The organism is Pseudoalteromonas sp. GB43, from assembly GCF_054923805.1.
On the sequence record NZ_JBPCHJ010000003.1, the window covers coordinates 103,021 to 116,989 of the forward strand.

The 13,969-nt window shown below is 39.8% G+C and carries 11 protein-coding genes and 1 pseudogene; 2 read left to right on the top strand and 10 right to left on the bottom strand.

Features of this window, described 5'->3' with window-relative positions:
• Nucleotides 1–16: 16 nt before the first annotated feature.
• Both ACRWSG_RS22595 and hsdR read right to left on the bottom strand, forming a co-directional pair.
• A complete protein-coding gene (locus ACRWSG_RS22595) occupies nucleotides 17–1,096 on the bottom strand; it encodes a Fic family protein (RefSeq protein ID WP_063529394.1) in 1,080 nt (359 codons plus the stop codon).
• Between the two features lie 115 nt (nucleotides 1,097–1,211).
• Nucleotides 1,212–4,719 (bottom strand): annotated as a pseudogene (gene hsdR / locus ACRWSG_RS22600) (type I restriction-modification system endonuclease).
• Between the two features lie 258 nt (nucleotides 4,720–4,977).
• On the opposite strand from hsdR, the gene ACRWSG_RS22605 reads away from it, so the two are divergent.
• Nucleotides 4,978–5,127, top strand: a complete 150-nt coding sequence (locus ACRWSG_RS22605) for a hypothetical protein (protein ID WP_167330986.1) — start codon at nucleotides 4,978–4,980, stop codon at nucleotides 5,125–5,127.
• A gap of 495 nt (nucleotides 5,128–5,622) precedes the next feature.
• A complete protein-coding gene (locus ACRWSG_RS22610; RefSeq protein ID WP_462167710.1) occupies nucleotides 5,623–6,573 on the top strand; it encodes an IS30 family transposase in 951 nt (316 codons plus the stop codon).
• Between the two features lie 221 nt (nucleotides 6,574–6,794).
• On the opposite strand, the gene ACRWSG_RS22615 is transcribed toward ACRWSG_RS22610, so the two are convergent.
• The 8 genes from ACRWSG_RS22615 to ACRWSG_RS22650 all read right to left on the bottom strand — a co-directional run bounded on the left by ACRWSG_RS22615 (nucleotide 6,795) and on the right by ACRWSG_RS22650 (nucleotide 13,927).
• The gene (locus tag ACRWSG_RS22615; RefSeq protein ID WP_274169656.1) at nucleotides 6,795–7,229 is read right to left on the bottom strand and encodes a hypothetical protein; all 435 of its coding nucleotides are present in this window, start codon (nucleotides 7,227–7,229) and stop codon (nucleotides 6,795–6,797) included.
• A 3-nt stretch (nucleotides 7,230–7,232) separates the two neighbouring features.
• The gene (locus ACRWSG_RS22620) at nucleotides 7,233–8,621 is read right to left on the bottom strand and encodes a TraB/VirB10 family protein (RefSeq protein ID WP_462167621.1); all 1,389 of its coding nucleotides are present in this window, start codon (nucleotides 8,619–8,621) and stop codon (nucleotides 7,233–7,235) included.
• Nucleotides 8,622–8,632: 11 nt separating this feature from the next.
• A complete protein-coding gene (locus ACRWSG_RS22625) occupies nucleotides 8,633–9,766 on the bottom strand; it encodes a hypothetical protein (protein ID WP_462167622.1) in 1,134 nt (377 codons plus the stop codon).
• Complete coding sequence (locus ACRWSG_RS22630) at nucleotides 9,767–10,477, bottom strand: TraE/TraK family type IV conjugative transfer system protein (protein WP_462167623.1); 711 nt, start codon at nucleotides 10,475–10,477, stop codon at nucleotides 9,767–9,769.
• 9 nt (nucleotides 10,478–10,486) lie between these two features.
• Nucleotides 10,487–10,783 carry a type IV conjugative transfer system protein TraL gene (locus ACRWSG_RS22635; RefSeq protein WP_462167624.1) on the bottom strand — a complete coding sequence of 99 codons (297 nt, stop codon included), beginning with the start codon at nucleotides 10,781–10,783 and terminating at the stop codon, nucleotides 10,487–10,489.
• 3 nt (nucleotides 10,784–10,786) lie between these two features.
• Nucleotides 10,787–11,152 (bottom strand): hypothetical protein, encoded by a 366-nt coding sequence (locus ACRWSG_RS22640; RefSeq protein ID WP_055022201.1) that lies wholly within the window; start codon nucleotides 11,150–11,152, stop codon nucleotides 10,787–10,789.
• A 253-nt stretch (nucleotides 11,153–11,405) separates the two neighbouring features.
• Nucleotides 11,406–12,194 (bottom strand): EAL domain-containing protein, encoded by a 789-nt coding sequence (locus ACRWSG_RS22645; RefSeq protein WP_462167625.1) that lies wholly within the window; start codon nucleotides 12,192–12,194, stop codon nucleotides 11,406–11,408.
• The gene (locus tag ACRWSG_RS22650) at nucleotides 12,161–13,927 is read right to left on the bottom strand and encodes a GGDEF domain-containing protein (RefSeq protein ID WP_462167626.1); all 1,767 of its coding nucleotides are present in this window, start codon (nucleotides 13,925–13,927) and stop codon (nucleotides 12,161–12,163) included. Before ACRWSG_RS22650 ends, ACRWSG_RS22645 begins: the two co-directional genes overlap by 34 nt.
• Nucleotides 13,928–13,969 lie beyond the last annotated feature (42 nt).

The window sequence follows — 13,969 nt, forward strand, 5'->3', positions numbered from 1 at the left end:
AATTAGTAATTGGGCGTTAGCCGTGGGCAACCAGTAGGGCGCACAAAGGCTCGTTAATGTAGTAATTAGCACGGCCTACTTTTTGTTTGGTTAAAAAGCCATGTTCCACCAGCTGTTCTAGGTATTTGGTGGCAGTAATGCGAGTGACACCGAGTTCCTCAACAATAAAGTCTATTTTGGTGTAGGGGTGGTTAAATAGGTTGTTGAGTAAATCTTGGCTATAAATTTTAGGAAGCTGCGCTCTAATGCCGTGTTTTGCTTCTGCCATAAGGTGTTTCATGGCGGTGATAAGTGAAATAGTGTTTTGCGCGGTATCAATGACACCATCAAGCATAAACTCTAACCAAGGCTCCCAGTTGCCTGTATCGCGCACTGCTTGTAGGTTAGCGTAGTAATCGGCTTTGTTCTGAATTACAAATCGGCTCAGGTAAAGTACAGGCAAGTTTAGTAAATCTTTGGTGACCAAATATAAAATATTTAAAATACGCCCTGTACGGCCGTTGCCATCGTAAAAGGGATGAATACTTTCAAATTGGTGATGAATAATAGCCATTTTTACCAGAGGGTCGGCATCGCATAGTTCATCGTTGTTGATAAACTGCACAAGGTTATCCATTAGCTTTGTAATTTCATCAGCGTGCTGTGGTGGCGTGTAAACCACTTCACCAGTGCGTGCGTTTTTTAGGTCAGTACCAGGGAGCTTTCGTAAACCTGCATCGTTATGTTCTAGGTTTTTTTGTATTGCGAGTATGTCATCAAGACGAATAAGTTTGCTTTTACGCGCTGTTTCGAACCCTTGCTTTAAAGCAACGGCATAATCTTGTACTTCTTTAGTTGCGGGGTTAGTGACCGCTTCTTCAAACAGGTTCGCTTTATAGAGCTCATCGTGTGTTGTTACGATGTTTTCCACCTCAGAGCTGTCTTTTGCTTCTTGTAGGGCGAGTGTGTTAATCAATATGGCTTCATTAGGTATGCTGGCTGCAACGCCTTTTAACTCAGCTAAATGGCGATGGGCAGTGGCGGTTTTTTTTAAAACAGCGCGGGTTTCCCACTGTTCAATATTCGCAAGCGGTAACGGTTCTATAGTGGTCGACATAGATAGCTTTTATCCTTTTTTATACATGTCAGCGTTGTTATGTATAAATTTTTCATAAAATTATACATAACCTATATAACATGTATAGTAATTCCATTTATTTATATACGTTACTTTATGCGCTCTTAATAGGCCAAATAGCTTCACTTATTTCACCAAGTACAGTATCTAATTGATTATTAAGCACCTTGTCAAATTGCTTCGCGCCACCGTGCTGATCAAAGCGGTTATTAACAAACTCTCTGTCGACGATAACTTCATGCACAAGTTGTTTGGCAAGGCGCTCTAACCATTTGCGCTGATTAGGTGTCCATGAATGTGCTTGGTATATACGTAACATTGCTTGAGCAACACGTTGTTCAAAGGGGATAAGAGGTTCACCTAAGGCTGCGCGCCGAATGTGACCAACAATACTTGCTGCTATATCTTGATTGGTTTGATTACGTACCGCGCTTTGTAAATTCGCCTCTGAGAAGCCTGCACCATCAAGTAATAGTTTTACTTCAGTTAATTGCTCACGAGAAAGGTCGCGTGGTTTACTTACCACAGTCGCAAGGGCTATGTTTTGGTTTAACTGCTCTTTAACGAATTGATTAAAGCTCTCTAGGTAATCCTCTGGTTTTTTGTGTGTGCCCCAGCTTTGTGTTCTTTCACGTATTTCATCATGATGTTCAGAGATAACGGGCTGGTGTTCACTGCCCAATAAAGTATTGACCTGTGCAAGCTGGTGGATTAAACCACTATGTTCTGTGATAAAGTTTGCAGCTTGCTTTGGCCCTAGTTGGTGTAAATGGGTATGAAGGTTTTTAGGCTCTACTCCCCATAAACTTTCAAGCTCGTTTAGTTTTTGTTTTAGTTCAGGCTTTGCTTCGGCCTTTTTTTCTGCTTTACGTAAAACCCGCATGACCTTTTGGCTTAACTGACTGAGTACAACATCGGCGTGACTTTCTTGTGGTGAGTCGCCAGGTGTATTCAGAGCTTGTTCTAATAGCTCTGGATTAGTGATTTCATCCACCAACTGTTCTAGGGTTATATTAGGGTCTTTAACCAAAGGCTTCATGGTGTTCACTTCAGCCAAAGCTGAATAAATATCGACAGGGTCATAGATACGGAATACGATTTTACCTATTTCATCGCAGCGGCGAGTTGCACGGCCGATCATTTGCTCGTATAAAATGCGTGATTTTACTCGGCGCATGAAAACAAGATTACAGACTTTAGGCACGTCAATACCTGTAGTGAGCAAGTCTACGGTTATGGCAATGTTAGGGTAGCGTTCGTTCTTAAACTGTCTAATTCTCTGGTCGACTTTATCAGAGTCTCCTTTAATAACTTCTACAGCCGCTTGGTTATACTCACCGTTATATAGATCTTTAAATGCATCATCAAGTAATCGCTTCATCATATCGGCATGAAGGCCGTTTTGTGAGGGGGCACAAAATATAATGGTTTTTTCATCACCAAAGGGATCGAGTTCTTGAACAAGTTGTTCGCAAATGACTTTGTTGAAGTTCTCGTTAATAACCTTGCGGTTGAATGCATTAATCTCGAAATCAAGCTCATCATCCAGGTCTGCTGATTCAATTTCACCCGTATGAGTATTAATTGATTGGACTTTATCACCTTTATCAAAGTGAATGCCATTTTGGCTTAGTAAGGTCTCATAACGGATAGGTGATTCATGATCGATAAGCCAATCTTCAGCAACAGCCTCACGGTAAGAATAGGTGTACACAGGTTTGCCAAAAATTTCACTGGTGTGCTTGGCTGGGGTTGCTGTGAGCGCTATTTTCACAGCATCGAAGTAATCGAGTACGCGTCGGTAACTAGATAAATATTGGCTAGCGTCCCGTGTAGCAAGTTCGCCCTCTGTCATTTCTTGATCAAGTGTGTAACCTCGGTGTGCTTCGTCGATAATGATACAGTCAAATTGATCGAGCGGAGGAGGGTTATCACTCATAAATATGCGTTTAACCATTGCTTGCACGGTAGCAACTTGTACGCGCGTTTCAGCCTCTGCACCCATATCACCAAGTTCTGCGACATTATAAATTTTTGAAAGAGTATGATTTTGCTCTAGTGGCGCTTCGTTAAAGGCATCGAGTGCTTGCTGGTCCAGTGCGGTTCTATCAACTAAAAATAAAATGCGTTTAAAGCGTTCTGCTTTTAAAAAACGGTACATTAAACCGATGATTGTGCGGGTTTTACCAGTACCCGTAGCCATTGCAAGTAATGCTCGCCGTTCGTTATTTGCAAGTGCATCCTCAACGGCACTAATTGCATTTTTTTGGTATTCCCTAAGCTTTAAGTAGCCAAATGGCTCTTTATCTAATTTTTTTTGTGCTTCGCTTTTGCTGCGCTTGAGAGTATCGAGTAGACCTGTTGGCGTGTGGAATTTACTTAAATCTCGTTTTGTATTTGAGCACTCCCGTACATCACGAAACCAAATACCAGATTGTTCAGCGAGTTGTTTTACATGAGGGCGACCGTTACAAGAATACACAAACGGGACTTTATAATGGTCTTCGGCCTCATCTGGCCATGCTATGGTCAAACCTTGCAATTCCCAAGCGGGTAGTAGCGGGGGATTGACTGTTAGCCCTTTGCTGTATCGCTCAGCTTGACGAATTTTACCTGCAACATTGGTGTTTTCTTTTTTGGCTTCAACCACGGCTATGGGTGTTAACCCTGCAAATAATACGTAATCGGCTCGGCCGCGTTCGCCACTCAGCAATTGCGATATTTTTACCTTTTTCAGGACGAATGCCGTTTTTATAAGTAAGCTCTTCACTATCAGCCTGCCAACCTGCTTCTGTTAATTGCTGATCTATTAAAATACGAGTTAACGCTTCGTCGAGTACGATATGTTTAGTTGCTGCTTGAGTGTTATTGTTTAGCTTTTCACGTTGGTTAGCTTTTGACTTTTCATCTTGTGAAGCTAGCTGTATTTGCAGTGCCTTTATTTTGGCTTCGTACTCTTTTTGTTGTTGCTGCAATGCTTGTTCATGAGAGGCCGCTTGTTGCGCTAATAATTTAGACTCTTCGTCCATTTCATACGCTAACTGCTCATATTCATGCTTTTCTTTGGCGATTAACTCATTCAGCTGGTGGCTTGAATTTAAATCAAGATTTGCTTTTTGTAGGTCAGTCTTTAAGTTAGCAATTTCACTTTGAAGTTTACGTAACTGTTCACTCGGATCTGAAGGCGCAATAAATGGCCCAGGCTTAAACTTTGGGCCAGCTTTACCAAATGACTGGTGAAACCAAATTGCTAATTTACGGGCAACTACTAAGCCGTTAATTGCTTCTTTATGCTTTGTTTTAAATTGGTGGGTTGCTTTATTACCTTCAACCCTAAGAGTGCGGAATAACTCTCGTACAACATTTTCTAATTGTAATTCACGATTAATTTTGTATAAAAGGTCAGCTTGTGTTGTTTGTTCATCAAACTCAATACCAGCCAATGCAGCAATATGTTGTGCTAATGCTTCGCCTAGCTGACGTAGTTTTATTAATGTGGTATTTGGATCACTGGCGAAAGAGCGCTCAGCGGATAAAGCAAGCTCAGTGAATAATGGATCATGTTCAGCTAAAAACCCAAAATTTCCATTAGACGCAGACATTCATAAACTCCATTTAAATGATAAACAACAAGCCAAGTATATGAGATATAAAGGTTCACAAGCCCTGTTGCCTGAATATTGAATACATTATCACTAATAGACGGATTTTCAACTTTCTTATGATTAGTGTGTTTTACAAAAATACATAGAGAAAATTAAATTTACACTCTTTCCCCCCACCACAGCGCCAATTTTGTTTGGCATTATTCTCTCTGTTGTTAGGAGCACCTAACAATAAACCTATTTTGGAGAAATATAATGACGAAGAAAGAAACTCCAATGACTACCGATGCTTTGGCCCGTATTCAAAGAAATGAAGCTAAGCAAAATGGTGGCGGCGTTGATTCTAATGGTTTTGCTGCTCGCGCAGCTAGAGCCGCAAACAAAAACCAACAAGGGAAAAAATAAAATGGCCCAACATGATGATGACAACCGTTCACAGCAGCTAAACCCTGAGCATGACGCTTATTGGCAAAGCCGAGGTGAAGATGAGCGCCCTGAAGACTGGGAAGAGCGCTTAGACGATTAATTGCAAAAGCTAAGGCCGTCTAATTTTGAAGTTAGATGGCCGAATTCTCGCGTTCTGAATAGTACTTAAAGTAAGCAGGGTATTGCCCAATAATCTCATTGAAAATAGGAATAAGTTTTTCGCTTTCAGTTTGTTCAAAACATACTTGTATTTTTGTGTCTATCCCTCGACTAATCCTGAAGTACACAAGTAATGCTGAAGAATCTAAATCACATAATTTCTCGCAAATTGCACTTACAAACCTTTCTAACTTTAGAAAAGAAGGTAAGCCCGAATTCAGATAATAAGTGCACCACTCATGGTTAAACGGTGAGAAGAGATCAACTGCCTGTTGGTGGTACTCTATCGTCGCCAAACAAACAGAAGCATTTACCATGAGTTACAAGCAGTTGATCGCAGGACAAAGATACCAGATAGAAGCCTACTTACGCGAGGGCTTTAGTTATCGTGAGATAGGCAAACGCCTGAAAGTCAGTCATAGCACCATTAGCCGAGAAATCAGACGAAATAGGATCCGGGAAAATCACTATCTACCCGAAGTCGCCCAGGCAAAGACACTCAAAAGGCGCGTTCAAGCCGCAAAGTCGTGTCTATCTAAGCTGACCATCACCTTTGTTGAGTTCGGATTAAAACAAAAGTGGAGTCCCGAGCAAATTGCAGGCGTGGGCCGGATTATTGGGCTTTCAGTGAGTCATGCATGGATTTACGGTTATGTGCAACGGGATAAATTGAGTGGCGGCAAGTTGTTTAGGCACTTACGACAAGGCCATCGACGATATCGCAAAGGTCGTCGTGCGAAGCGTGTCATTATCCCGAACCGAGTGGGCATTGAGCACCGCCCAGCGATTGTTGACAAGAAAAGACGGTTCGGTGACTGGGAAGCTGATACCGTACTGGGTAAGCATGGAACGGGTGCCATAGTCAGCCTAGTTGAACGCCAAAGCAAGCTTTATTTAATACGTAAAGTGCCAGCAAAGAGCGCGGCAGACGTAAGCAGAGCCATGATAGGCATGCTGTGGCGATATCGCCGTCATGTGCATACGATAACCGCTGATAATGGCAGCGAGTTCTGTGACCACGAGCTAGTTGCAGATAAGCTCAACACTGATATTTATTTTGCGAATCCGTATTCCTCATGGGAGCGCGGATTGAATGAAAACTTCAACGGTTTACTGCGCCAGTACATACGCAAAGGCACGGATTTAAGAACGGTAACGGATAAGCAGGTGACCGATATAGAACGTGCGCTAAACGCCAGACCTAGAAAGTGCCTAGGTTACAAACAGCCTGTCGTTGTGTTTAACGAATTACGCAATGCGGCCTAATTTAGCGAGTGGTGCACTTCGGGGTTGAATTCGCGATTAGTGAATCATAATTATTTTTAGAATTAATATTATATATCAGCAGAGTAAGCTATCGCGTTGTTTTTTAATTGCTCTCTCAGTTAATGAATACCTGATGTAAATTCAAGGAATTTGATATCAAAAATAGGACATAGATCAAAAAAAACCGCCTACAAAATGATGAGGCGGTTTTTAGTTGGGATTTAATTTGTGTAATTCTTGGCGCTTTTAATTGTTTTATTGAATTCACTAAGGAGTGAGCCATAATCTATTTCAGTTTTAATATTGTACTTTTCACTAAGGTTATTTAGCTCACTCATAGTAAGCGTAGCAGATGATGAGAAATTAGGCTTTGCAACTACATAACTTTCATCAATAAGGATTACCCCTTTGAGCTGATGGAGCTTAATATAACGCTCGATATAAGATGCCAGCTCTGCAGGTGTAGCCCCCTCTGATGTAATGCGCTTTGAAATCTCTTCTGGATTAAACGTTTGAACTTTCGCATAACCTGCAAGTAAATCAGTTATCTCAATCATCGATTTTTCGCTTACTGCTTTTGTGTAAGATACACCGGCGGAAAATGCTAAGGCTGACATAACTAGGCTTATTAGAATCATTTTTATATAGTCATTCATTGTTTAATCACCTAATTTGAGTTTAGTGCCAGATAGCACAGCGAATGTAATTGAACGTCCCGGTGATATCTCAATTACAGGGTGAATCTGTTCTGCTAAAGCGATGTAGTATTCAGCTAGTCTATCCATAGCATCAGCTGAGCCTTGGAACACACCAGCGGAAGCAACGGAGCCTAAGTCTACTGATTCCCATACCGCTCTATCACCACCAGACGTATTGATTGATGTAGTTCGTTGAGGTGCAACAGCTTTAGAAATGCCACTCATAAATCCAGCTGCCATAGAGCCTTCTAAGAGGTTGCCATTTTTGCTTACAAGTCTGCCGGCTATACCAAGTTTGCCATCAAAGTCAGAAACTGCATTCGCTTGAATCGCGCTTTCAACACTCTTACCGTCATTACGTACACATGTAATTGATTGTGCTCGGATATGCGCTCTTTCGCTTGATAAATCCCCGATTGCTTGGCCAATAACGTGACACTCGCGAATATCTAAAGTGAAATGGTTAGGTAAGATAGCTTCTTTTTTAACTCGGATTACAACCGGCATAGGAGAAGACTTGGCTGCAAGCTGTGTTGGAGCATCCAAACCAGTAAGTAAAACACCAGAGAAAAATGAGCCTGCAGGCAAGTAAACAACACCCTCGTCAGAATCAATTAGTCCACCTTCATTTGGATCGCTTTTCTTTTGGACCTCTTTTTCAGGTTTTAGACTTTGTTGTGTGATCAACAAATCTTTTTGCTGCTTTTCTTCAACAACACCCGAACTCTTAATACTTCGAACGCTGCGTTGGGTAATAGTTCTAATTACACGGCCTTCGATGTATGGTTTTGCAGTAACAAGCTGAGTAGGGGTTCTGTCAAAGACCCTCTCATCGTACTGTTGTGGTGCATCAGCTATAGCTTGTTGCCCTTGCTCTGCACCAGAGTATGAAGTGTTGTAATTTGAGCGTGAGCCACCATTTGATTGTCTATTATGTTGGGTGTTTGCATATGCTCTATCGCGCACTTCCAGTTGGCGCTCGTAATCTTTCAATTTTAGCGTCAGGTCATCAATGCTTTGCTGCTGTTGCTGAACCATCTCAAGTACACGCTCTTTTTCTGTATATACCTCACGCTCTTTTCTGCGAATTGAGTCTACAGACTTGTCATAGATTTCGTCGAATTCGTTTTTATCGATGTTAGCAATGCTTTCTGAATCAAATAGCCCGCGTACTTTACCCTTTCCATCAAGGCGGTCTTCAGCTTGTCTTGCTGCAATTCTGTCCTGCAGACTGGTTTTTTTATCACTCGAAGACATCGACTTATAACCAAAGAACGCAATAGGAATAATCATCAGTATTGCTGCAAACTTTCTAACTTTGGGATTTTCCCATTGTTTTTTAATGCTCATTTCCACCAGCCTTAGTTGATTACACGAGGACGTTTAGAGTTAGTGTTAACAATGCTTTGGTGCAATTTGTCTCGCAGGATATAAACTTCTGTTGCTTCGCCAGGTTGAAGTAGTGATTTGTTGTAAATGGCAACGGTCATAACATCACGTGACTCGCACATTTGTTCACGAATTGTATAGGGGCGTGTAGTTGTATTTTGGACTCTGACTACATCAACAACTTCTCTTGGACCGACAATTCGCTGTAGTACTTGCTGACTAATGGTTAAGCCGCAAGGTTGGTGCATCGCTTTTGATACATCATGAGAAAGTGAAAAACCTTGTGGTATTTCACCTTTACCAACAGGTTTTAGAATTTGCTTAATACGCGCTACTCGATCTGTTTCAACATTTGCGACGTGGCCTTCAGTTAAAGACGCTTCAGCTAATGCTTCTTGCTCTTTTATTTCCGCTCTGTGATTTGCGCCTTTGTATTGCATCGATTTTGAAAGATTCACATCGACATTTACAACAACGGGCATCGCTTCCATTGGTACCAATGTAAGATTAATCATTGACTCTGGAACGCCTTCTTCAAACAACATTAAAGCAACAGGCTTAAGTGAGTTTAAAGTGATGTATAAACGGCCATCTTCCAATTCAATGACTGATTCTTCGTCGTGGGTTCTAGCAGCAACCATCTTAAAATTAGTTATGATTGGATTCGTCAAGCCGACAGCTACAGGTACAGCGATATTAGCGCCCGGTTCAAGATTGCTAAGGTTTTGGGTTGGTTTGTATTTTGATTTAACGATATCTAGGAATGAGTACCCATTACCTGAGCGAATTGACTGTGCAGTTTGTGGCTGCTGGTATTGGTTAAAGTCAGCTTCATTCATCATTCCGTTTGGTTTTACGTTATCGGCAATTTGATTGATTTCATCTTGAGGTGAAACTGTTTTCATTGCAGGCTCACTTCGACTATCTAATTTAATGCCGTTTTTAGCCGCTTCAAATATGGCTTGTTTTGTAACAGGAATAGGTTGTTCATTTACTACTTCTGTTGGTAGCTTGAATGTATTGCTTGGATTTTCAGTTGCATCATTAGCGAAGGTGAATGTACTAGACGCACAACCAATGGCTAAAAGTATTGATTTCGTTTTCATCTAGTTGCTCTCCTGTTGTTCTTTCACTTTCAGTTCTTTTGCCGCTTCTAGTACTCCTATCTCCAGTTCACTGTCATAGTAAGGTTGCGACTCTAAAGCTCCCGGTTCAGCATCGCCACGCGCTTCCATCGCTTGTTTTCGCTTTCTTGGGGTGCCCGGATATTGATCTAAGTGGGTGATTTTAGGTCTTCCATTTCTTGCGGTGATCTTAAATTCGTAGCTCCACTTTGTATCTGCTTTGGGTTCTCCACCAATGAAAGTGATTTTTTGGCCCCAAATGGTGATTAAATCAGTTTCAGGCTCATGAATTAGGTCGTCAGCAATAAAAACCTGTCGTATATCACGCATTTTTATCATTTCAGCTTGCTTATCCAGCATTGGCTCGATTTCAACTTGTAGTTGTGGAGATAACATTTTCATCATTATCTTTTTTACAAAATCGATGTTTTGCGAGTTAATGTTGCCTATTAGAGTAGACACGCTGTAGGCCCATGCTTGTTGGTAATTCTGGTTAGCTTTATCGCCTTGAATTGTAAGCTCACCAAAGTAATTCTGTTCTGGGATAAGAACGACTTCACTGTCCTTGAAAAACAGTGTTAAAGCGCCTAGTGCAACTGTAATGGATAAAAATAGGTTAGCTACTCGGCTTATGTTGTTAGATGCAACCATTGATTTAAAGCTTCGAACTGAAGCGGATTTATCATCAAGCATTTTCTTGCCTTAGCGGTGGTATGTACGTTTAACTGGATCTGCAATTGATTTGCTTTGATTGGTTAAGATGAACCCATAAGACCAAAGCTTGTGTTTAACATAGGCTTTAGGGAATCGGCCTTTAACCTTTTGAGAGATATAAATGTATGCCATGGCTAGGCATACAAGGATAAAGGTCTGTTTTGTCACCATGCCAATCGCTACCGCGACCATCAACGGTATTACTTGTTCTTTAGTAAATACAAACAAGATTAATAACGGTTGGTTGATGTGGGTCTTACAGCGGTAGCGATTGGGCGTTTCCATGTTTTAAAGCACTCCAACTGAAGCAGTTAGGAAGTACTCAACAGCATCTTGTGCATTTGCAAATAGCAGTGCGATAAGGAATGCACCCACACAAGTAGCATAGTTCTGCTTCATAATGCCTTGGAAAGCAGCAAAGCCAAATGTGAAAATTGAAATGATGATGCCAGGTGCGCCGGTTAACCAGCCAACTACTTCATTGTAAACTCCGTACAGGAAGTCACCAGAAGTTGGAGCCGCAGCCATTACGCCTTGTGAAATTAATAGAGCTAAAGAGATTACCATCAGTGCGATGGTCGCTTTTTTAGCAGTAGACATTTTTTTAGTGATTGTTGGTGCTTCAACAATGTTTGATTGGTTGGTTAGTTCCATTTTTAAACCTCTTAAGAGTTAATGTTCAACGTTAAAGTCGAATTAATCTTAAACTCTTAAAAACAGCATAAAGCCGGATTTTTATTTAAATTTGAATAAAAATAGTGGAAATTGATATTTAATTGGCGTGTTTTATTTTTACGTTAGCTGGTCTCACTTCATGTAAGAATGAGAGAAAGCTTAATTTTAAAAATTAAGCTATGTATTTAAGATTACGTGAAATTTGTAATTGTTAAAATAAATGGCTTGTTGCCTATTGTTTTTTTACTTTGTGGTTATGGATGTATTCGATTAATTCTTCCAAAGGTAAGGGCTTTGAATAAAAATACCCTTGGATCCTAATCCCTTTATATTTTCTTAAATAACTAATCAACTCTCTACTTTTGACACCTTCCACTACGACAGCTTTATCTAAATCGATACAGGCATTGATTATTGTATCTAATAGGCGTTGCTCTTTTGAAGGTACCTCCGCACCAAAGGTGAATTCTCGATCAATTTTAATGATGTTTGATGGTTGGCTCGCAAGAGATGATAAGCTAGAGTAACCAGTCCCAAAGTCATCAATAGCAATGTTAATTCCCTTGTTCATAGCAGCCTGAAGAGTTTGACTTACAAGTGATTTATCCTGAAGAGATGATTCAGTGACCTCTAATGTAAAGTTGTTAAATTGAGCGGCGCTATTTGCTATTTGATCAATTAAGTTGTTTAGAAAATCAGGCTTAATAATTTGTTTAGCTGAAAAGTTTACAGCAACTTTGATTTTTTGAAGTGAAGGTGAGCGATTAATATCACTAATTACACGCTGTAAAACTAAATCTCCTATCTGGACTATTTGCTCGGTTGTTTCTGCGATAGGTATGAATTTTGCGGGTGAAATCCATTTATCATTGTGCTCCCAGCGAATTAAGGCTTCGACACCAACAACGCTTTCGTCTTCAAGCTTGTGGATAGGTTGATAAAAAACAGAGAATTGATTGTATTTAATAGCCTCAAACAAAGCATTCCTTATGTCAATAGCCTCTTTGTATTCATCCTCCATTGCTGCTTGGAATAAAACTGGTTGATTTCCACCCCTTTGAATAGCTTGAATAAAGCTATATTAGCTTGGTGAAGGTTATGTTTTATGTCTATATCAGCTGGAGTGGTATAGCTAACGCAGCCAGCACTAGCTGTAAGATTAATCTTTAAATTATTGAGTTCATATGTTCTAGATATTTCATTCAGTAATTGTGTTAAACATTCACTGTTCTTGTCACTCGGCTTTTCAAATAAGTAAATAACAAATGAATCCCCAAAGCCTTTAGATAAAAGAAAGTTACCTCGCATGGTTGCTTTGATCCTACAGGCAACTACTCTTAAAATTTCATCGCAAACTTCATGTCCTAAGGAGCTGATAATTGATTCAAATAAATCTATTTTCAAAATAAATACTGAAAATTGCTCAATGCCTTTAAATGCTATTAACTCATCGCGAAGAGAGTTCAATCTTAATAAGCCAGTGACTTCATCAAACTTAGCTCTTAAAGCAGATTCTCTTGATGCGTCGGCTATTAAAATAACTACAAATAGAAATAAAAACGTAAGCCATAGTATCAGCTGAGTAATAACAGTATTGAAATGGATTGTTTGATAATTACTGATAAAGCTAAATACCCGGTGTGTGATAAGTTCCTTAATAGTAATCTTATCGGTAATGAAGTGATTATACTTCGCTTTGATATCCTGAAGTTTTTCTTTTGTGCTATTTTCAATGTCGATAGAGAAAAATAACTCTGGAGTTAATTCAATAAAAGTGTCGTATTTACTTAGGTAGTCTAGGTAACTCTTTTCGAATAGTAGATTCAGGTCAACTAGCATAATGATGTGTCTAACCTCATCTTCATCAAGGTTAGTTATGGCATGAAACATTAGTACTGGCGTTTCAGTTTTAAGGGTCAGAGAGTTGGCCGCAAAGTTTGTAACTTTTGATTTTTCTAACAACCAACTTTTTATAGTTGCCTTTTCAAGTTTACCTCTGTTGTAAAAATTTTCTGCAAATTCATTTCCGTAAACTAGTTTGAGATTATCATCTAAGACCAAGAGCCCTTTTACCATATCGTAGTCTGCAGTGTAATGGTGTGTATCAGTTTTAATTAATTTATTGAAATCAGTTGAGTTAAGACTTTCAGCTCTTGCTATTATTCGATTAAAAGCTTTTTGTTGGTCTGTAAGAGTCTTATTTAGCATTATTTCAATTAATTTAACTTTTTCTCTTGCATTTGCTTCTTCTGTTTTAATGATAGAAAATGAGCTCTGATACCATACAGCTGATCCCAAAGTAAGTATGAAGAGTGATATAGTTTGAATGCTTCTAAGTTCATTACTCCTTACGTTAGAAAACTTTAGCTTGATAAACACCCCAGAAGTAATAGCAAACATAAAGACTGGTGCTAGAGATAAAGCGAATGGACTTTTATCTATGGGACCTAAAGGGGTTTCGACATCCATATGCAGCCAAAAAGCAAGCTGAAGAAATGTAAATACTAGGCAAAGAGTTAAAATCAGTGGTATTAAGGCTCTTTGAGTTTTTTTATTTAGCTTCGCACTCTTTAAGAAGTGAAGCATCAAATAACATATACCAGAAATAAGAGCTGTCATTGGCGTTGTAACATACATCAGCTCGTTATTGCTCAGAAGAGATTCCGTCAATCCTAGTACAGGCAGAATTAAGAAGAAATTCATAATGGCACTGTAAAGCACGCTTGCTGCTGTCTGGGATATTTTCAATCTCATACTTTATTGGCTCTTTTCTTGGAACTTAAGGAGGAGATGCTC